This window comes from [Clostridium] saccharolyticum WM1 (assembly GCF_000144625.1).
Classification (GTDB): Bacteria; Bacillota; Clostridia; order Lachnospirales; family Lachnospiraceae; genus Lacrimispora; species Lacrimispora saccharolytica.
Genome location: NC_014376.1, coordinates 460,679 through 482,202, shown reverse-complemented (window position 1 = coordinate 482,202; position 21,524 = coordinate 460,679). Strand labels below are relative to the sequence as shown.

Annotated in this window: 7 protein-coding genes; 1 reads left to right on the top strand and 6 read right to left on the bottom strand. The window is 44.0% G+C overall.

The features are described 5' to 3' along the window. Window positions 1–221: 221 nt before the first annotated feature. The 5 genes from CLOSA_RS02210 to CLOSA_RS22815 all read right to left on the bottom strand — a co-directional run bounded on the left by CLOSA_RS02210 (window position 222) and on the right by CLOSA_RS22815 (window position 16,890). The gene (locus CLOSA_RS02210) at window positions 222–1,307 is read right to left on the bottom strand and encodes a hypothetical protein (RefSeq protein WP_013271160.1); all 1,086 of its coding nucleotides are present in this window, start codon (window positions 1,305–1,307) and stop codon (window positions 222–224) included. Further along, window positions 1,297–15,399 (bottom strand): SpaA isopeptide-forming pilin-related protein, encoded by a 14,103-nt coding sequence (locus tag CLOSA_RS02205; protein WP_013271159.1) that lies wholly within the window; start codon window positions 15,397–15,399, stop codon window positions 1,297–1,299. The genes CLOSA_RS02210 and CLOSA_RS02205 overlap by 11 nt, the downstream gene beginning before the upstream one ends. A gap of 101 nt (window positions 15,400–15,500) precedes the next feature. Beyond that, complete coding sequence (locus CLOSA_RS02200) at window positions 15,501–16,334, bottom strand: transglutaminase-like domain-containing protein (RefSeq protein WP_013271158.1); 834 nt, start codon at window positions 16,332–16,334, stop codon at window positions 15,501–15,503. A 109-nt stretch (window positions 16,335–16,443) separates the two neighbouring features. Next, on the bottom strand, window positions 16,444–16,626 hold the full coding sequence (locus CLOSA_RS02195) for a hypothetical protein (RefSeq protein ID WP_013271157.1): 183 nt from the start codon (window positions 16,624–16,626) through the stop codon (window positions 16,444–16,446). Between the two features lie 90 nt (window positions 16,627–16,716). Further along, complete coding sequence (locus CLOSA_RS22815; protein ID WP_013271156.1) at window positions 16,717–16,890, bottom strand: hypothetical protein; 174 nt, start codon at window positions 16,888–16,890, stop codon at window positions 16,717–16,719. 108 nt (window positions 16,891–16,998) lie between these two features. Between CLOSA_RS22815 and CLOSA_RS02190 the strand changes: the two genes are divergently transcribed. Next, window positions 16,999–17,187, top strand: coding sequence for a hypothetical protein (locus CLOSA_RS02190; RefSeq protein WP_013271155.1), 189 nt, complete (start codon window positions 16,999–17,001; stop codon window positions 17,185–17,187). Window positions 17,188–17,274: 87 nt separating this feature from the next. Here the strand turns inward: CLOSA_RS02190 and CLOSA_RS02185 are convergent, their stop codons facing one another. Further along, window positions 17,275–21,516 (bottom strand): hypothetical protein, encoded by a 4,242-nt coding sequence (locus tag CLOSA_RS02185; RefSeq protein ID WP_013271154.1) that lies wholly within the window; start codon window positions 21,514–21,516, stop codon window positions 17,275–17,277. Window positions 21,517–21,524 lie beyond the last annotated feature (8 nt).

Genomic DNA, 21,524 nt, shown 5'->3' with positions numbered 1-21,524 from the left:
GCGCCGCTTTGTCAAGCGCAGCTGCCAATGCTGCAGACGGGGATCTAAGGGAGTTTCATGATTACATAGGCCCCATTTGCTTCAGCTGATAGGCTGCCTGCAAATAGGGGCTTAATCCTGAATTATTCTGGTTGTCAATCATTCCTTTCTCGTTTATATAGACAATATTCTCATTGTAAGCATCTTAGCGGAATCATCCCTTCAGCAAGTCCGGCCCTTTCTTAAGGAATGTTTTTCTTTTCCTCCCTGTTTTTCCATATTTCCTTTCTTTTCCTTCCTAATCTGTCAGCAGTCAGGATAATAAGAATGGTAAGAAGCAGGAGCTTTAGGATAGCTAAGGTAAGAGAGTTTGTCCGCAGCCATTTTAAGAAATTCCAAAATCCCATTCTCCCGTTCTGTTCGTAGACTCCCGTAGCCTGTATCCTGTAAACTGGCCGGCCTGTCTGGTTCTCTGGGTCTCCTTCCACATAAACTCCGTGATAAACATTGGCTTCTATGGAAGGGAAAACCACATCCCCTCCATAGATTCCCCTGATATCCTTTACCAGCTTCCGGCCATAGGCAGTAGCTTTTCGTGTCATCTCTCCTTCCTCTCCCACAGGTTTCCCATCCCACTGAATTCTGGTGATTTTGTAATATTGAGTGGGAAGATTTAAATAATCCAGGAATTGATCCCCATGGTCTATTAAAGGTGTATTCTTAGATATTTCCAACTGACCCAACATGTATGAATCCGCATCATAACCGGTTACGGTAATGGGAAATGTAAAATGATAATCCCAGTAAGTGCCCTCTTCCTCATAATTCACCGCAGGAAGCCTGACCTTTTGTTCCTGCTTGGAATCCTCATTAACCACTTTGACCTCCGCATCTCCCGGGAGATTATCTATGTATTCCACCCCTTTATATAATATGGAGGCCTCTGTATATTTTATTGTTTCTTCTGTCATTACTTTTTTAAGTTCACCGGATTTTAAATGGTACCTCTTCCCTTCCTTTACAACCGATTCTTTTGGTGCATATTCCGCCGGATCTCCAACAAAGGGATCGGAGTCATATGTGATTATGTTTCCTGGATAGACTTGTTCCACATAATTTATCTGGACAGCTTTTAACCGATAGAGGATTCCGTCTTTTTCATATACTTCCTTAAACTGCGTCCTTCCATCATCCTCTTTTATGGATGTCTCATATTCCTTTTTAATTTCAATCCGCGTTTCCTCCGCATGTACTATTCCAGCGTACCCATATACATTGAGTACGGCAATAAATATAGCAACAAAATTTTTAATAAGCTTAATTTTCATACTTCTTATCTCTTCTTCTCCTTGCGATGGCAATTCCAATCACAATTCCAGCCGTCCCGAAACATAAGAACAATCCCCAGCCCAGGCCTGCGTCACCTGTCTTAGGTATACTGTTCAGCCAGCCCCAGAATCCTTTTCCTTTCGAACGGATAATTCCAAGTCCATGTAGGTTCGATTGATATTTTGCAGTAATATATCCTTTCTTCTTACCGATCTCCGGACGGTTGAACATCGTGAATTCTCCTGTTACGGTTCCGTCATCCGTTACATATATCGTTAGGCAGGAATTAGTCCTTCTATATCCTTTCGGAGCTTTTATTTCATGTACCGTATAGGTTCCGGTGCGTAACGGGTAGAATGGAATCACACCGTTGTCATCTGTTATTCCTTTGAATACCGGCTCTCCAGCTTCATTTCTGATCTCCAGCTCAGCTCCAGCTAATCTTTCCATTGTTTCAGCATCTGCTTTTTGAATTATCACTTCCGGAGAAAGGTAATTAACAACTGATATTGTACTGTTTTCTGATACCTCACCGTTTTGAATGGTAAAGGAGTAGGTATGATCTGTTGCAAGGTAGCCGGGAGCTGCTTTTGTTTCTTTGTAGGTATAGGTTCCGTTTTCAGGCATATGAAATTTTGCATATCCACCCTCTCCAGTATTCACAGTCAGGTATAAGCTTCCGTCATGGCGGTAAATAGAAAATTCCACTCCTTTCATCCCTTGTCCTGTTGTGGCATCTGTTTTATAGAGATACATTTTATCGGAGCCAGGGCTTTGCTGCTTGGGATCGGTCATAGTGACTTCCAATAGTTCAGAGCCTTTTGGCACTGTAAATGCGATATCAGAGGAAAGGAGATATCCGGATGGGGCTTTCACCTCATGAAGGTAATAGGTTTTTCCCGCCTCTAATCTTCCAGTGATATCTATAGCCTCACCTGTTGTCTCAAAATCTGGAATAACCACATTTTTCTGATGATCCAACACCTGTAAAATAGCTCCCTTTAGAAATGCACCGGTTGAATTTACTTTGTTAAGTCGAACCGCAGTAACTTCGTTTTTCATTTCAACCATGTCAACCGTTCCATTTTTACTTACAATAAAAGAAACATCTTCCGCATACGAGTATCCATCGACTGGACGGATTTCATGGAGCCAGTACCGTTCTCCCGCTTTTAATTTTGCAATGAGTTCATGAGGCTGCTCTCCAGATATCCACTCTTCTACAATTTTTCCGTCTTTGTCTTTTACGCTCATATGATTTCCTGGCAGCTCCTCGCTGCCTGTGATAGCTTTTTTAGACAGAATCACATGGGTTGGATCGTCGATCATAACAATCACATCCTCATCACCATTAATACTGACGGTAAATGGGAGATCTTCTGCATAGGCATATCCATCTGCCGGGCGGATTTCATGGAGCCAGTAATCTTTTCCGGCCTCCAGCTGGCCCTTGAATTTCTCAAACTGCTGACTCGTAGTAAAGATAAGATCATCCCCGGCCTTAAAACCGTTTCCATCACGGATTGCCCTTGCTGGGGTTTTATCTTCATTTAAGATCTGAAGCGTACTTCCCGGTAACTGGCTGGCCGCTTCCGATGGTGTTCCAATAAGAAGGGACCCTTTCAATTTTTTTATTAAAACATCTGTTTTTTTGTCCTTCATGACAACAGTGATCAGACCTGGTTCTTCTGGAACTGCAAAGATAACACTTTCGCTATAGGCATATCCAGCCGGTGGTTCTTCTTCTGAAAGTTCATAAGTTTTTCCAGCAATCAGAAGTCCTGTTAATACTATTGGCCCCCCATTCGCAGTGAATTCCTTAATCAATGTTCCAGTATCCATTTCCCGGATATAGAAGCGGCCACCTGTTAGCATATCTCCAGTCTCTGCATCTACTTTTAAAATCTCAACCTCTGTTTTTTTATCCTGCATGATGATGGTTGACCGTATGCCGCTTTCCTCTGCCATGAAGCGGATCTCTTTTTCATAAGAGTATCCCGCTGGTGGCTGTTCTTCCAAGATGATATATTCTTTCCCAGGAGTAATCAGATCTGCTGGAATAAGTACCTCCTTTCCTTCTTCTTTCGTAAATTCATATATGATACTTCCCGTTTCTGCATCAATCAGGTTATAGCGGCCTCCCGTAAGTTCCTCTCCTGTTTCCGCATCCACTTTCGTGAAATATAAGTGTACCGGTCGATCTTCCATATCCACATTATCAACCATTCCTGAAGTATTTAGCTGAAAGCGGTAAACTCCGCTTATCAGGCTGCTTCCGTCACTGTAAGTTGTGGTTTCAGTGAGGCGGTAGTTTCCTCCTGCAGTTAAGATTTCCCGGATGGTTTCATTGTTCCGGTTGTTTTTAAATACTGCGCTCTGTATGGCCTTAGTGACCTCTCCTGTAATCGTTCCTCCATCTGTTTGCCCCGTAGGGCTTAGTATATTGTCATATCCATCTTTTGGCTCCTGTGTGATTTCATATCTTGTTCCGTAGGGCAGTCCTGAAAAGGTAAAATATCCGTCGCCGGTTATCGGGATAGTTCCTTCTCCTTTGATCCGTCCATCCACCGATCCGCTGTATGCCTGGTACCCGGTTAAGGTTTTATCAGCAGAGTCCAAAAGTTTTACATGGAAGTTAAACTCATCTGCCTGATCCTCAGCGTGCCCCGTACTACCGGGCATTCCGGTTCCAGTCAGTTTATTTATGATGGTAATGGAACCATCCGGAGCAATAGGATTTGTAAGAGTAGTACGCTTCGTAACTGAGTCCGCCTTTGTTTCAAAGTACACATTTGCCTGCGTTCCCGTTTCACCACTGACTACGGCCACCAGGTCCACCGTACCACTATCATGGGCAGCGATATCCGTGAGATTCCAGTTTATAATTCCGTTTTGCTCTGCACCATAGTCGGTAGATCTTAAATAATCAAGCCCATCTTTAAGGACTGCATTAATACGGATATCTACCGGATGATTGTAAGGATTGCTATAGGTAACCGTGTATTTTATGACACTTCCGGTTCTTATTGCACTGTGATCCGCTCCTATGCCGCTTGTTACTTGTGCAATAGGGATTTCCCTGGTTACTGGATTTTTGATTGTATAATCATGGTTATTCTCATTAACAGTCCAGCTTGCAAGGACCTTTCCTTCTGCATCGGCCAGCTCCTGCCTGGTATCCAGATATGTCCTGGAAGGAATAGTGTAAGATCCGTCTTTGTCAATATAAATCCTTTTGATTTCTTTCGATGATTTCTCTGTCCTACCATCAGAAAACTTGGTATACTCAGTGATTTCATATGTATGACCGTTTATGATACCATTTTCTGCCGTTACAGCCTGGCCGCTTCCCGTTCCAATCAAGGGAGGAAGTTCATTTCCTGCGTCTAAATCTTTTAATACGGTATATACCTTTGCCGGAACCCTTCCAGTTACAGTCAGATTTTCTATAGCACCGCTATCATTGGCCAGCTTTAAAATACTAAAATCATTTGATACATTTTTGATTCCCGTTCCCGCTTTATTTAAGGTAAAGATCACCGGCTTTGAAAGAGTATATCCGGCTGGAGCTTTACGTTCTTCCATGATATAGACCCGGTTTGCTGATAACTTCTTTTTTAAAGTAAAGCCGTCCGGTCCAGAAACAAAAGTCTCAATGGCATTTCCAGCCTTTTGGTACTCCCCATCCATGACCACCGCCTCATATACGGCTATCTCAGCCCCTTCTACCGCCATCCCGGTATCAAAGTTTGTCTTTTTGAATTGAATCTCTGTAGGATCATTCAAAACTTCATAAGTATATAGGACTTCTCTTCCGCTTTCGGTTCCATCAAACTGGAACTTCCTAATTCCAGGGGTGATCCGGTATAAATCTGGTGGAGAAATTTCTTCTATGATATAGTTATAGGGTTTTATGCTTCCGTCTTTCTGAACTATGCCCACTGAAAGACTGGTTATTTCTGCCTTTCCATCTGTACCGGTTGTCATATACCAGACCACCCCGGTATCCTTGTTTGTCACCTTAAACCGGGCGTTTTCCAGTCCCTTTCCGGTATCGGAAGCTTTCTTTTTAATTTCCAGCTTTCCAACAATTGGAGTATTGAACACCCGATAAACAGGGATTTTTTCTGCCCCTACAAGGATCTTTACCGGCTCTATCTTCTGCATGTAGGCTGGAGCCGTTAGCTCTGCTATATAAAAGGTTCCATAGGGGATTTTATCAATCCGGTGAGGCTTCAAATCTCCTACGGAAAACCCCTCCGGGATGTCACCATTAAATCTATCGTTTTCCGTATATCTTCCATCTGATCCGGATAGCCAGGTTTGTATTAGGTGGGCTTTATCTTCTACAAAATTCCCGGCTTCATCGGCCCGGTAAAGGGCCAGTTCTGCGCCCTCTGCGGCATACTCATTGGTTCCGTCCGTTACTACTTTGAGGACGTTAATATACTTTTCCTCGTTTTCCAGGCTGAATCTCTGTACAGCCCCGGTTTCAGTCAAGGTAATAGCCTTGGGGTCGGCTGTTTCAAATCCATCCGGCGTCTTTTCTTCCACCAGGACGTAATTTCCTACCTTCTTCCCATCTTTCTCTGCATGGAAGGGCAAATAATCAATCCTGTGCATTCCTTCTATGGTGTCATAGCTTTTTACTCCGTTTTCCTCTTTATAATTGAACTGATACTCAAAGTTCAGAGGAAGCTTTCCATCTGGATCAAGGGAACCATTTTTCACATTCCGATAGATAGTGATCCGGATTGTCTTTCCGGCATCAGTGGTCCAAGTCTGGACGGTTCCATCTCCTTTTCCAGTCTGAATGCTTTCGATCCGCTCGGCCGTCCGCTCCCCATCTTTTGTGTACCAGGTGAGAGTAGTAAGGCTTTCCCCTATCTCCCTGTAAGAAGCTTCAAAGTCCGTAATAAAACTGGACTGATTTTCTGACAGACCAAGAAGATCCTTAATGCGATCCTTTATGCCAGTACTTTTTTCTGTTTTTTCTGTATACTCACTCAGATCATCGGTCAGCCATCCTGTTATTTTCTCTTCCTCTTCATAAGCCGGCTTTCCTTCCGCCATTACAATAGATCCACTACCGTCTGTCTTTGCTTTATAGAGGGCCAGACCAGCAGCATGATCATTGGGAAGCTGCACCTTGTTCTTTTTGCTGTCCTTATAGTACTTATAAATTTCCAACTTAGTATGATCGTTCTTTAGGTTTACAGTCTGTACCTCTCCAGTCGCTTTTACCGTAAGTTCCATGGAGCTACGGACATAGCCGCCAGCTGCTTCTATCTCTTCCAGGATATAGTCTCCTGTAGGAATTCCCTCAAAATATTTCGGGGTTCCATCTGTGATCCAGTCGGCCACGGTTCGCACCGGTGCATTATCAGCGGTATTTTCTACTGTCCATTCTGCCGGTGTACTTTCTGCCTTTACATAATAATATCCTTTTGGATATGTTTCGCTGTCTGTAGTATAGACCCGCTTCGCCTTGTAAAGTACCAAATGCGCTCCGGAGACCTGTTCGTAACTGTAAGCTCCTTTCGGTTCTGTGACAGCAAGACCTTCCTGGTAATCACTGATTACATCGATCCGGTACTGATCCGGTGCATCGGTTTTCACAATTTCTATCTTGATTTTTTCATCTTCCATACCGGCCTTCTGGATTTCCGTCGTTTCAGTAACTGTAATCCCTTCAGGAAAGCCCTTTGTGTAGCCGGCTGGAGCTTTGACCTCCTCCATAATGTAGGTTCCTGGGATTACTCTTTTCAGCATGTCGGCTTGTCCCACAGTCGCATCCGCTTGAAACGGATCATTTGGATACTTTTCTCCGGTGATCCAGGTGTTTTCCATGATCCAGGCTTCGCCCTGGCGGTGGTAGAGCTTCTTATCGTCTGTGGTATCCTCCGCCTCCCCGATATCTTCCACGCCGGTTTTATCATTAATTTTGTAGGCAGCATCATTATAAGCGGAAAGAAGATCATCGTATCTGTAGCGAACGTAATCCCCGTCTATATCATAAATGGGATCCCCTTTTTTATAGGTTTCGACCGACCTTTGGTAATACTCCGGGAGGCCATGGCCATTCAGAACCGGATTCACGCTTTTAGCCAGATTGTTTCCGTCATAAGTCCCTGTAACATATTCCTGATCCGTATCGGCATTGACAGAAGCAATTCTCCAGGTTTTGATTTTTTCCCTGGCAATGACCACCCCGTTTTCTGTCCGGGAGATCTTTACCGGCCATACCAGGAGCTTTTGCCCTTCCCTCGTAAAGGCCATCCCTGTTGTTGGATTGACATATGCATCCCTGTTTCCGTCACTGTCCAAATGGTACATGACAGTCCCGGAGCTTAAGGAAAAGGTTTTATCCGCTGCTGAATACTTCACCGCAGTTAAATCCCCTCCGGTCAGCTCAAAGACCGGCTGACCGGCTTTCAGCACATAGATGGATTCCTGATTTTTTACCTGTACCTTATTTCCTTCCCGGTCATAGCCATACAGTTTCCCATCGGTCCCAATTTCTCTTACCTTCAAGTTTCCAAGGGAGTAAAACAGGATATCCGTATCTTCCCGGTCTATGGTTTTATAGGTCCAGGTTCCCTCTCCGGTTTCTCCTGCAAGGCTTCCCTCCGGATCCTCTTCCCGGATAAACTCTACAGTGCTTCCGGCTTGGCCTTTCAATACTTTTATGGACTGGAAATTGTTGTTCCGGTCCCGGTTAACTTCTACGCCGTCATATCCATAATCTCCGCTGTCCCCGTTCTCCTTGATCTCTATGGCATCGTAAAGAGTCATCTGTGCCCCGGCCACGTAGCGGTTGTTATCGTCTACGGTATCTAAGGGCCTGGATATCAGGCCATAACCGGCAAATACGCCATCTACATAAACCGGCTCTGCATCTTCCCCTGTGGCCTTTCTGGATTCTAAATATTCCAGGGTACCTTTGTACCAGGCATAACCTAAGAAAGTCCCGTTCTTGTAGGCAAATTCCAGGTTTTCGGATCCATACTTCTGTTTTAATTCCAGCTCTGTTCCTTCCAGTCTGGTGTTGGTTTTGTAAGTGACAGTGTTTTCCGTATCCTTGATTTTGGATACTTCCAGGCGGACCGGAGTGTTTCCTATGTAAATCCTTGCAGTGTTTGTAATCTCCTCCGGGCCTTCTCCTGTCTTATCTTCGTAAATAGCCGCTGCTACCCGGTTATCCCTGTTTCCTTCCAGGTAATAGGTGGTCTGATCAGAGTAAATTTCTATGGCTACCGGCTTTGTCCTTACGTAACCAGCTGGGGGCTTCACCTCACAAAGCACATAGGTTCCTGCCCCAAGGGGCTGGGGGGTCGTAAGGTAGCCAACATTCTGATCCTGGTATGATAGGCTTACAGGATTTTCTTTCTGAGCTTGAAGGCCGTCCCTGGTGATCGTAAAGGCTTCAAACTGTCCTGTCCTTCTCCCTTCTTGATCGGTAAGGATCACCTGTTCCGATTCCTTGCAGATGGGGGTTCCTGCCTGAACAGTTCCCTTCCAGGCATTCCCTTCCAGGGCAATATTTCTGGCTCCCATGGCCACTAAGAATTCCTTCGATCCTTCGATCCGGGTATCTGTTTCAAAAAACTTTACCAGGCCGTCCGTATTCTCCCCGTCCTCCCTGGACGCTGCATAAAGGGCAAACAAGGCTCCGTCATGAAGAAGGTTTTCCCCTGTTTCTGAATCCAGTTTTTCGATTCTCAGCTTTGCTTTATAAAAACTGTTTCGAAACTTCGTATACCCAAAGCCTTTGTATGAACTCTCACCATTTGCGGAAAGGGCGCTGTCCGCTACCTCTGTAACTGAATTGTCAGAGGCTACGATCGTCCACGGCACAAGCATAGGGGCATATTTTCCATCATAAGCAGTCTGTACGCCCTGCATGGCCGTTACGTTGTCTTTGTACTGGATTCCAGCTTCATTCCCCTCCGTAACAGTTCCCCCTGGGAATGGGACATCATTTGCGATGCCTTTGTTTTCTGCTACAGAGCTGTAACGGTAGTATTTTGCTACTGCTTCTCTACCACTCATGCCCTCTGACAGATAATAAGGAACATTTCCACTCATCCTGTCATCCTGCTCATTGTAGTAGTTTTTATATGGCTTGAATTCGTTCTGGCTCAGTGCAAAATAATCACCTGATCCAGTTCCAGTCATGCCATTTCTGATGTTGTCTATGTCCATGCCGTACTTGTAAACTTCAAAGTCGCCATCCGCATTTCTGCCCTTGATTACGTTCACACTCTCCTCATTGAAACGGATCTTATATTTTCTCTCCATCTCAGGCTGTGTTATGCCGGCAGAATAATTGTAATAATTATTTGTTACCTCCGGTGTAGCCTGGGAGCCATCATAATCCGTATATACAGACGGGAGAGAGACTTCTCTTGGCTTATCAATTTGGTAATGCTTGTTCTTTAAATCCCCCAGGTTACTGAATTTCGGCTGCTGTTCTGCCACTACATAGGTTCCGTATGGCAGATATTTCGATGTGGCGAAATAATAACCATCGCTACTTTCGGAAACGTCTCCGTACAGCGTATCCGCTGAAAGTGTTGTGATATCTTTATCTGCCCCGCCTTCCTGTGCACTGTCCCATTCAATGGAATAAATCCGGTCAAGGTCATATGAAAAGAACGGTTTTAAATAGTTTTCTGCCTTTTTTATTGCTTCTGAAAGGGCTTTGTCATAAACTTCATCGGAATACACACTCTTCCCTGCAGCGCTTTGCGTTTCCTCAGACGAATTCTTTTTCACCAGCTTCGCAACTTCGTCTTCCAGATACCAGGCAATCGCAAACTGGCGGACGTTGTCTGAGCGCAGGGCATTATCTGCAGCTATATCTGAGGTGTTGATTTTATTCTTAATCTCTGCATTGTTATGACCCGCTGGATATTGATTTTCTGCCCCTCCAGTTCCAAACAGGAACTTCTTTATTAGAGCAAAAGGCTTAAAGGCTGTGCTGCTGTTTTCTGTATGATCCCATTTATCCGCATTGGCCACATTTATGGCATCAAAAAACTTATCGTAATTATAAACACTTGCTTCGCTACCGTTATCTGCCTTTACAGATATGGTTTCCAGTACGGAAGTATAGCCGTTATTCTGGCTCTCATTTATGAGACCATCTGAATAGCTGTATAAGGAATCGTTGCTTACAACTGCATCTTCTGAATTCTTATATAAAGGAGAGGTAATGTGCTGGACTTTCGTATAAACCTTATTTACCAGGGCTGGAAATCTCTCATTTTGGTCAGTCACATTTATTTCATTTCCTAACCGGTCCTGCCATATGACATTACCATCGTTGTCCCGGTGCAAGCGTTCCAGGTTTGATTTTAAGTACACTTTAAACCGGAAGTTGTCCATCTTCCTGGCCACCGTATTCCTTCCAAAATGCCCGCCAAATGTCCTGGTGAACCAGTCCTCATGAGCTGTGCCATAGGTGTTGGTATTTTCGTATGAATTTTCATCAATGGTCTTAGTGACTTTAATTTGTTGCCCAATAATACGCTCCTGGATCGGAGTCGGTATGTCTCTTGTGTTTCCGTCCTCATTCAAGTCGTGATACCCATTGCTGATCAATCGCTGATTCTTTATGAAAGTTTTGTTGTTATCAAAGTCTGCGGAAGTAAATGCCCCAGCTCCGGCACCGGAAACTCGAATAACATATTCTGCATTGGATATGCTGGATCCAGCTGCGTAACCCCATACATTATTGGAGCCGATCCTGTTTATATCTTCATTGGTTACTTCACGTTTTCCATTATTAAGCGCTATTGTAAAGTTCCCTGATTTTACACCTCTAAGATCCATATCGTTTGAGCCAACATGAATGGTATACTGCTTTGCCACCTGATCATAGTAGTAATAAGTGCTGCCAGTCTGGTCTGTCACTTCTTCCATGGAGCCAACCTTGGGAATCTTTGAGGAACTTACATTTTCCTCATATACAACAACTTCCTTGTAATTTGGCTCCCAGACTTTTCTGGTTACAGGAGCATGGCCAACATACGTATCACCATTTAAGTACCAGTAATCGTAAAGGGTTTCACCTGCAGCGTAATGAAGGTACCTCTCACTATCCGTTGGATATATAGTTTTGTCTATTGGAATCCCATCGTCACCGACTTCAAAATCTGGCGTTACATTGATTATGTATTTGCCTGTATCCTCCACTTTTGCAGCATTTAACTCATCTCCTGTGTATTTTCTTATGACATATCTTCCATAGGTTGTATTCAGTTTTGTTAAGTATGCGGCTACCACATCACCACTGGAATTTTTCTGATACAGTAAAGTCCTGGCCGGAGTCATGCCTGCCACAATCGTCACAATTGCTTTTCCACCAATGTATTCTATTTTTTGAAGCCCCCCATAAGTAAATACCTTTTCGTTGATGTAATAATTTAAAATGGCTTCGATAACGGATTTATTGGTTGTGACATTTTCAATTTCAAGAACGATTTCCGGCTTTCCGTAGACGGTTTTTCCATTCACCGTCCTCTTTTCATCATAAACCGGAGTATTGATTGTGGAATAATCACCATCTTTCGGAGTTTCCATCTGCAATGAATCACGCATCATCTGCTCCAGTTCGGCTTTCACATACTTTACGTTGCTTTCTGAATTGGTAAATGCACCGGCAAACCTTGCCTGATCACTGGCAACCGCAGTACTTTCTGTCGGAAGTTTATCTGCTTCAATTCCAGCTGCTTCATAAGGAACTTTTACAGTCGCAGATACTCCTGGCTTTTCAATCATATTTCCATTGATATCACGCTTATAAACAGATTGAGATTCTGTCGTCTGATAATAAGGAGATTCTTTTGCATCAACCCACTTTCCTCCATCCACCTGCTGGATTACTACCGGCTTTAATGTGACGTTATTTATGTAGATATCTGCACCCTCCGGGATTCCATCAAGCACTACATTATAACCATTGGTAGCATCCTTTGATTTTGTTTCAAGAAGAAGTAAGTTTTCTTTATTTCCATATGCGGCATTTCCCTCTGGAAAGGTAACTGCATGATAAAGCTGCTTTGTGATCCAGGCGGATCCCACCGGAGCTGTTCTTGAATCAGCGGTCTCACCATAGGTCTCACGGGTACCTGGTACAGCATTTGTAACCTCCCTATCTTTTCCTGTGATAGAAAGTTCGTATCCTTCGGAACGGGTAAGTTCTTTAATATAATAGTTGCCAAGGATTAAAGGTCTTCCGATCCAGCTGTCTCCATTCATGGACTTATTATCTTTATAGATCCGCCCCCTCTCTTCTTGTGGCTGCGCCTTTTCATAACCATCTTTCACATACAGATTTTCCGGATAGCTCTTTCCGGTGTATTCAATTTTTCCGGTCTTATAATTGTAAAAGCTGTGAGGTTTTTCTGTTATTGTTAAGAAGGAACCGTCTCCATTTTTATCTGTAGTTGCCACGGCAACAAGATCATTTGCATCAAATACCACTCCAATTCCGGAGGAGACATTTCCATTCTCATCTCTTTGGGTGTCTGGACCGTAAATATCATCGGCTGCAAACAAACCGTATACAGCGCCTTCTAATGTGGCATCCCCTTGGGTATCTCCAAAGGAATCATAGTTTTCGGATTCTCCTGCCTTTAGCTCCATATCTCTTTTATTAAAATGAACCTGCCCAGGTACACGATGATCGTACACTTTAAAGGTATGAGCCGTATGATTACCTGGTCCTTTATCCACTTCTGGCTGACTGTCTACCTCTCCTCCTTCAAAATCACCACTAAGAGTCTTTAAACTAAGTGCTGTTGTCATAACTGGTTCTTCATCTGTGTCTTCAGCCGCAAATAAACTGATTTGCCTTGTGGCTCTTTTTTCTTCAGATTTAGACGCTATCGAATTAGTTGCCAGGCTAGATCTCAATGAATAATTGATAAAGTTCTTTTTCGCCTGTGAGGGGGTTGATTCATCATCATCTATAGATTCATCCAGAAATTCATCATCCTCTTCAAATTCGTATTCCTCAAACTCATCATCTAATAGCTCTTCATCATCTTTTGCAACCAGCTTTACGGTTATTTCCTTCTCTTCCGCAAAAGCAGTAGGAAGCCCGATAAATTTAAGTAATTTATTAATAATTCTTTCTCCCAGCGGAAGATCATAGGTTTCTTTCAGGATTAAATCTCCGCTTTGATCCGGATCTTCAAAACTTTCGGAAGGACTTGCTAAAAGATTGTCACTGTCAGAAAGTAACATTTTGTTTTCACTGATAAGATCATAATCCTCTGATTCAAGATCTGCCCTGTTTGCTAAACTCTGTACAGCAAATCCTTGGAGATCTTCATTATCCGAACTATCTTTTGTCATGTTGCGCACATATCCTGTAACTCTAATATCTGCATTACTGGAACTTTTCCATTTTGCAGATCTTTCGGCTTCAGAAGCCGCTGTTGTGATAATTTCTATGGGAACATCATCTGGATGGCCCGGATCATGAATGATATAACCATCTCTTGGCTTTGTTTCCCTAAAGGTATAATCATATTCAAGATTGATGAAAGTTTCATATGCTGCGTCTCTAGCTGCCTTACATCCTGACGCTTCAAAAGCCTCTTCTTCAGATGGTTCTTCCTCGTTTCCGCATTCCCAATGATGAAAGGTTCCGCCACTGGCTGCAGCACGGGCTTCACAATCATCTACCCCTGCCTGCCATTCCTCCATCAGTCTTTCATACTCTTCTGCAGCTTCGTCCGCTTCATCGCTTCCTTCCCCCTCTTCGCCTTCTTCAGATTCATCAATTTCCGGTTCCGGAGGAATCGGATGACCATTGCAATAAGCATGTCCAAAGTCATAATAGCGGGTATCTTTATGTGAAATACGTCCACTGGCATCTGTAACCAGATCATCATCAAACACCATCCAGTCTTGCCACGTTGTGGGTTCTTCTCTCATGTTATCTTCAATGATTCCACCATCAGTTTCATCATCGCTTAATTGACTATCATCAAATTGCTCCAATACCTGCCATGTGGAACCCGGTAAAGGATTACCCGTTTCATAATCCATTTTTTCCAGTCCAACGTTGTAATTGGATTCAAAGGTTTCATTGTGCTGATATACTTTTAATGACACTTCTTCATCTCCCAGAGTCGGGGTTGGAGCATTTGCACTATATTTTGTAGTGAGGTAAAACTCACAAGTCAATTCTTTCAGTCTTCCTTTCGCCCGATATAACTGCTGGGAGCCTGGTACATTACACTGGAAATACTCCAGGCTACCTGTGACTTCCAATACTCTAAAAGCAGTTGGATCATAACTGATCTTCATCACTGCTTCCGTTGGTTTCTGACCAGCCGGGGCATTGGGGAAACTCCATGAAAGATTCTGACCTTCTGTATTAATGACCATTCCAGAGGTTACTTCTGTAATCTTGCAATACCTTTTAAAGGTTTCCCAATCTTTAAGCCCCGTTAATTCATAAAGTTTTTTCGTATCTATTTGACCGGGACCACTTCTTAGATCATTAATATACATAGCCTGTCCAGAGGTATTGTGTTTACTAATAAGGTCAAGGATTTCCTTTGGGCTTTTACAGCCTTCCGGTACGTTCTCCAATGACATAAATCCATCATTGGCCATGTTTTCAATCCAGGCTGATCCACCATTGCTTTTCCCTTTAGACCATGCAACTTCTCTCGCTTCTTCTCTTGAAATCTTCCCAAATCGATCAAGCTGAGGGTTTCCATCGTGACTCCCAAATGCTCCAATATAAGCCCAAAACATCCGTTTCTGCTCAATGGTTCCATTATTATAATCAATGTTTGCATTAACTTTGGAATAGTCATAATTGCTATGAGCAGAAGCACCTTTGTTCATACAAAAGAAGTAGGTCTCTTCTTTATCACCAGGTGCCTTCCCCATCAGATATGGATGTCCTGCCTGACCGGAACTGACAAACTTTAGTCCAAACCCCCAGGAATCAAACATACTAGGTGGTAAGTAGGTAAATACAGGTGTTAGTAATAAAACCGCTACAAGCATTGCTGCAATTCTTTGATTTAGTTTTGTACCTTTCTTCCAGTATCTAATCATTGATTCTCCTTATTTCTATCTATTACACTTGATTTTGAATACAAAAAAGCTACCGATTATATTTAACCGATAGCTTTTCTTTATGATGTAAGATTCAATATTTAATTAAACTTTATAAATGGTGCTTGTTTTCCATAAATAATACCATAGGAAATGTTGGGGAACTTTCCTTCTACACTCTCTGGAATTTGATAGCCAGTTACTTTACAGTATTCTCCTAACGGAGTTAAATGAGGTTCTCCTGCCAGATAATATACAGGGGTATAAACCTCTGCAATATTAAAGTAATTATCCTTACTTGTTGGTTCATAAGACAACCATACACCATCTACTAAAAACACTGGGTAAGCGTGGCTTACAGAGCCAAGACTATCATTAGGTAACCCAACACAAGCTGCCAGTAAATTCGCTGCCCAAGTATAGCCATTGCAGTTAGCCTTTCCTTCCACCAAGCAACTATAGGGATACTGTGTTCCTTCCTGATCCAGATAATCTGCTTTCGTAATTCTCTTTGCAATCTGAACTGCTTTCTCATAATCTGAAGCATTTCTCCAATCAAAGCTGTTTAAAAAGTTTCGCACCTCTGTTGCCAGACGATCAACATTCCCCTGATCTGGACTTAAACCAGTAGTTTGATAATTGGCTAACTCTGCAATAGAAGCCAACTCTTCTCCTCTGAAATAATTTAGGGAAAGTGGATCTCTGTTTTTAACTGCAAGATCAAATGCATATTGTCTATGATTATTAGACAAATAAATAAAGTTATTTGGATCACTCTTCCAAGCTGTTTCTCCAGTCACTGGGCTATTTATAAGCCATGGTTCAATATAGCCTTTTAATGGATATTGCGGATCATACGTATCCGCAAAGGATGTTATTGCTGTTCCAATCAATAACATAGCTGACATCGCTGCCACTAATAAATTCTTTTTCATACATCGCCCTCCTATCACTTACTATGATGATAACATATATTAATCCACTTATCAAGGCGCTGGGAAATGCCCTAATATATGCTATCATCTATTTAAGACTATTAAAATCTCACTTTTTTAACTTGCGGATTCTTCTAACCGCAGTCGCTGGAGCATCTATGTATTCTCCTGTATTTAACAGTATCCCAACAATATCATTACTTGTGCCTATGACAACACCGTACCTCTCTTTACTTTCTGAAATCACCATAACCGGTATATCTCTGCTCTTTTCTCTCATTATAAGTTTCATCTTATCTCCCCTTCTCAAATTGTGTTTATTCTTAGCCTGGAATTAAACAATGCTCATTCCATTCTTTCTTTATAATTCTATTAATGAATACTATTCTACAAGGGTAAGTCCATCTACTGCATAGCCACCCCGATATTCTTCCAACAACACGCACTCTGTACCGCACAGATCCCATGGCTCACTGCGAACTACAAAGACCTTTCCCTTGTTACCTTCAGATACTCTGTAATTATCATTCATGACAACTCTATCTCCAATTTTCATAAATCCACCTTCCTCCCTGTACGCCGGGAAATAATAATTTTTATAATATAACTATAATATATACGTACGTTTATAATTATGTGATATAATCTGATCAGAGGTGATTATATGTCTGCGTCTGAAAGTCAAATTAAAGCAACAATTAAATATGCCAAGGAAAAGTTGAAGCGTGTTCCTCTTGACCTCAAAAAAGCAGAGTATGAAAAATACAAATCTTTTTCTGAATCAAGAGGCATGAGTATGAGAGGTTTTATCATTGCTGCAATGGAAGAAAAAATGCAAAGAGATTCTGAATAAGAATCTCTTTTATTTCATTCATCACATATTTTTTCTATCGGTTCATATTCAGTTATCAAGGTGCTGTGATATTGGCCACACGGGTGGCTACTGCAATGCAGTAACCACTTTCCCGCCCTGTACCCACTGGCCTTTCTCATTCACTTCATACTTTCCATCAATGACCGTACCGGTCATCAACTTTCCTCTTGTTCCATCAGAAACCAGATTAAAATAATACCAGGCTCCCTCTGCAGCATCCCCCACTTCACCGGGTAAGTACTGCCAGCCGGTAAGCATCTGTCCCTGGGTTCCATCGGAGGCAGCTTTTAAATAATACGTGTTCCCCTCTGCATCCGTGTGCCAGCCGGTCATCATGAAGCCGTCCTTATTAAATAGGAACCAGGAAGCTTTTTCCTGACTTCCCGTTGCATATGGGTTACTGATATATGCCCATTCATTGGTGTACGTCCGGTTTGATGCAAAGATCCATTTCCCATTTGCCGTCTGCGTCCAGGTTCCCGTCACGGCTTCAGTTGAAGCTGCCGGTCCCTGGGTGCTTCCTGCGGTTGTCACTCCCACAGACCGCCCAACGCCGCCTCCGCCGCCTGAAGAACCGCCACCGCCTCCTCCTCCCGAAGAATTGCTGGAGGTCGTGTTATCTATCACTTTAAAATTAAGGGTTACAGTAATCGGATCCGATTGCTTTCCGTCACCTGTGGCCGCATAAATTGTGGCCGTCACGGTTCCGGTATACGGGGACCTCGCCATAGCCTCCTTGATCCAGCTGGCCATGACCTCCTGTTTCTCATTTAAGACCACCGGAGTCACATTCCCATTGTCTGCTGTGAGAATCCCCGCATCAGAGGATCGCCATGTAACACTCTTTTTACCCTGGCTTCCGGAAGAGTCCGCCCCACTCCACCGGGCGTAAACGGAAGCACTGAATTTCTTACTTTCAAGCCCAGTCCAGGTAAGAACCGGATTGCTTCGTCTCCCGGTTTTTGTAAGCACTAGGTTAAAACTTTCACTTTCCCGGTCCGCCTCAATGCATTCTGCCTGGAAGGTTAAGGATACCATACAGGAAGCGGCTTTCTGGCCGTCCTTTGTGACGGCTGTGATCTCCACGTTCTTTTCTGCCCGGTAAGGTGCCTTTGCAAGAGCTTCCTTTATCCAGTCTGCTCCGTCAACCGGGGTAACATTTCCTTCCGGATCCACCGTTACCGCTTCCGGATCGGAAGAGTTCCATGTAACGGTCTGATCATATGGCTTATGTTCCTCTGTTTCTTCCACATCCGGAAGAACAGCTGCCGAAAGCTTCTTTGTCTCAAATCCGGTTTTCATCACCACCTGAGACTGAATATCTCCTGTCATCTGATAGCCAAGGTTATAGGAAATTGCTGTCTGATCTAAGGTAATTCCTTCCGGAACGATTCTGGTCCGGTCATCGGTTACGAAATTCACCGTTACCTGGCAGACCGCCGCTGCCTGATTTCCCAGCTTATCCCTGCCGTTTACGGTAACAGTCACTTTCCGGCTTCCTGCCCCGGATATCTTAGCGTACTTATCGTTCTCCCGGATTCCGTTATCCGTTGCCATGATATTCCTGATCCAAGCGGAATCCTTTAAAGCTGAAACTGATGCCTCTCGGTAAGCTTGGTTATCCTGAGATACTGAGATCACCGCCGTGTCCGAACTTGTCCAGGTCACTTCATCTCTGGAGAAAAAGTCCGGTGTAAAAGTTGCGGTTAATGACTGAGGAGCCGTTACAATAACCGTTTCTTGCGGATTAGAACGGTCCCCGGTTAAGGTTCTTGTTACGGTATAGGTAAGAGCTCGTTTATCAAGGGCGGCTCCCTCCGTTGCTACTAAGGTATTATCCAGGATCTGGAATGTAACATTGATCCGGCTGTTTGCCGTACAGGGCTTACCTTCAAAGGAAGCGGAGGGCCTGGTTTGTGCTGTAAGGACCGCAATGCCGCCGTTCTGATGGCCAGCTCCATAAATCGTATTGGGGATCTTATACTGGTAATTCCCTTCTACCTGGATTCTCTCTGCCTCCTCAATAATGCTTGTAAAAAAGGAGGAGGAAAGATTTACGGAAAGACTGGCAGATTTGGCAGAATAGCCATCAGTTCCCTCATCATCGTTTTTTGCCAGGCTGATAAGCTGGGGATCATCAATACTCCATTTCACCCGGCCATCGACCACATCATTATTGGCATCAATGGTAGCTTTAATGTTCACCGGCTGTACTTCGGTTCCCTGCTCTAACACCCCGTTAATAAAACGTGCAAGGAGCTTCCCTTCTTTGTCCCGAATCTCCTTAATCTTTACCGGATTTTTCCGGTCTCCGTTTCTGGTCTGTGTTACTGCAAAGGTATAGTTTTCCGGCTCTACCTTGATGGATACAGCCACCTTTTTATAGACCGCTGATACGGTTATATCTTCCTGCGGCATGGTAAAGGTGTAGGCATGGCTCCCGTCTGAATAAGTGGTACTTTTCTTTACCCCTTTTCCGTTGGTATAGATTGGTGTTCCTTCCATCTGGAACTTTTCTGTATCCGTATTTTTCGGGGCCGTTGCCACGCTGACCGTTGTCCCGGCTGCAATAGCTCCCCGGTGTTCTTTATCAAGGGGCCTGGAGTACTGGGAGTTTCCCCTTACCTCCAGAGTTGCGATATCATAATAGCTCTGGCCATTTGCCACCGTGTCGATCTGGTTTACGTTTAACAAATATCCTCTCACGGGTCGGCCCAGGGAATTGGGGGCAAAATGATCCAGGGTATAATCCCCGCTTTCTTTGTCAGTGACGGTCAAGATGCCGTTCTCTAATTCCTCGTAGAAGTACCGATCTGAGATGGTCTTTTTTGCTCCGCCCTGCACCAGGGTGTAGTACAGGTCTCCCGTATGCCAGTATCCTACATGGGCAGCATAGGTGTAATCATTATCATCACTGATCTCTGATCCGCATACATTGGCGCTGATCTTGCTCTCGGAATCAGCAAACAGATAGGCCACATCTTCTACGTAATTAAAGTTTGTTGCAGCTCCCTGTCTGGTTCCAATGAAGGTCCCCTCTCTTGCCAAGGACCCAAGCTGGGAGTTTCCGATAGTCCCCTCAAACCGTGCCACTTTTATCTTTCCGGCAGCATATCTTCCGGTAATTCCTCCGATGGCCGTTGAATGATAGCCGCCGATGGTTCCGCTGACACGGGTATTGTAAATATAAGCTGCGTTCTGGTATCCAACGATCCCACCAATGTAGCCTGTTCCCTGGATCCTGGCCGTGGTACCGTCCCCGGTAGAAACATTTGAGTCTACGATATAAGAATTCGATGCAATCCCGGCAATTCCTCCGGCATAAATCACATCTGTCCCGCCTGTGGCATCAATCATCACCTTTTCACAGGTAACATTTTCAATAACAGTACCGCTGATCTCTCCTGCGATTCCCCCGGCAATGCCAGAGGAACGAATATAGGCATTTTTCACGGTCACGTTCCGGATCTGGGAATCCTCTGCATATCCGGCCACAGCTCCGGTCCTATCTTTTCCTTTAATCTCGCTACTGTCCGGTATGATAGTAAAGTCATGGATTCTTGCATCCTTGACTGCTCCGAACAGCCCGACATTGTTATAGCTGGCAAAGGAGGTAAGCTTTAAGTTCTTGATGGTATAGCCTTTTCCATCAAACTCACCGCTAAAGGGATAAGGGACCGCACTGGAGTTTTCTGAGGAATCCCGGTAAAAGCCAATGGGTATCCAGTCCACTCCCTGTAAATCAATGTTTCCTCCAAGGGCAAAATAGCATCCGGAATAATCTCCGGCATATTTCGCTCCCTCGGCATCCGGGACCATCATTCCCATGGCGGTCAGCTCCGAAAGACCCATGAGCTGTTCCCGGTTTTTGATGAGATAGGGTTTTTCCTCCGTTCCCTCTCCCTGGTTTCCGCTTAAAAATTCAAAGCTGGTTTTTCCTGCCCAGGCATCCCAGATATCCCCCAGGGAACTGGAAGCTCCAGTCGTTACTGCCATTTTAGCGGGGAGGACTGTTACCGGAAGTTCTTTTGGTCGCTCTTCTGCTTCAGAAGGAGTGGCTTCTCTTATGTCCTCTTCCTCTCTTTCCTCTGTTTCTAAACCAGATTCCGGTTCCCCGCTGGTTTCTTTCTCTTCCTCTACCGCCTCATTGTCTCCTGTATCCCGGTCCGCCTCGGAGGGGGTAGCTGTATGTATCGTTTTTTCAATGGTTTGTCCATTTTCTGCATATACCGCCCAGGGCGGAACTGCTGTTATTGCCAGGGCGGCACACATGATGTATGCCAGCCCCCTTACTAATCTTTTTCTCATTCTTCCTC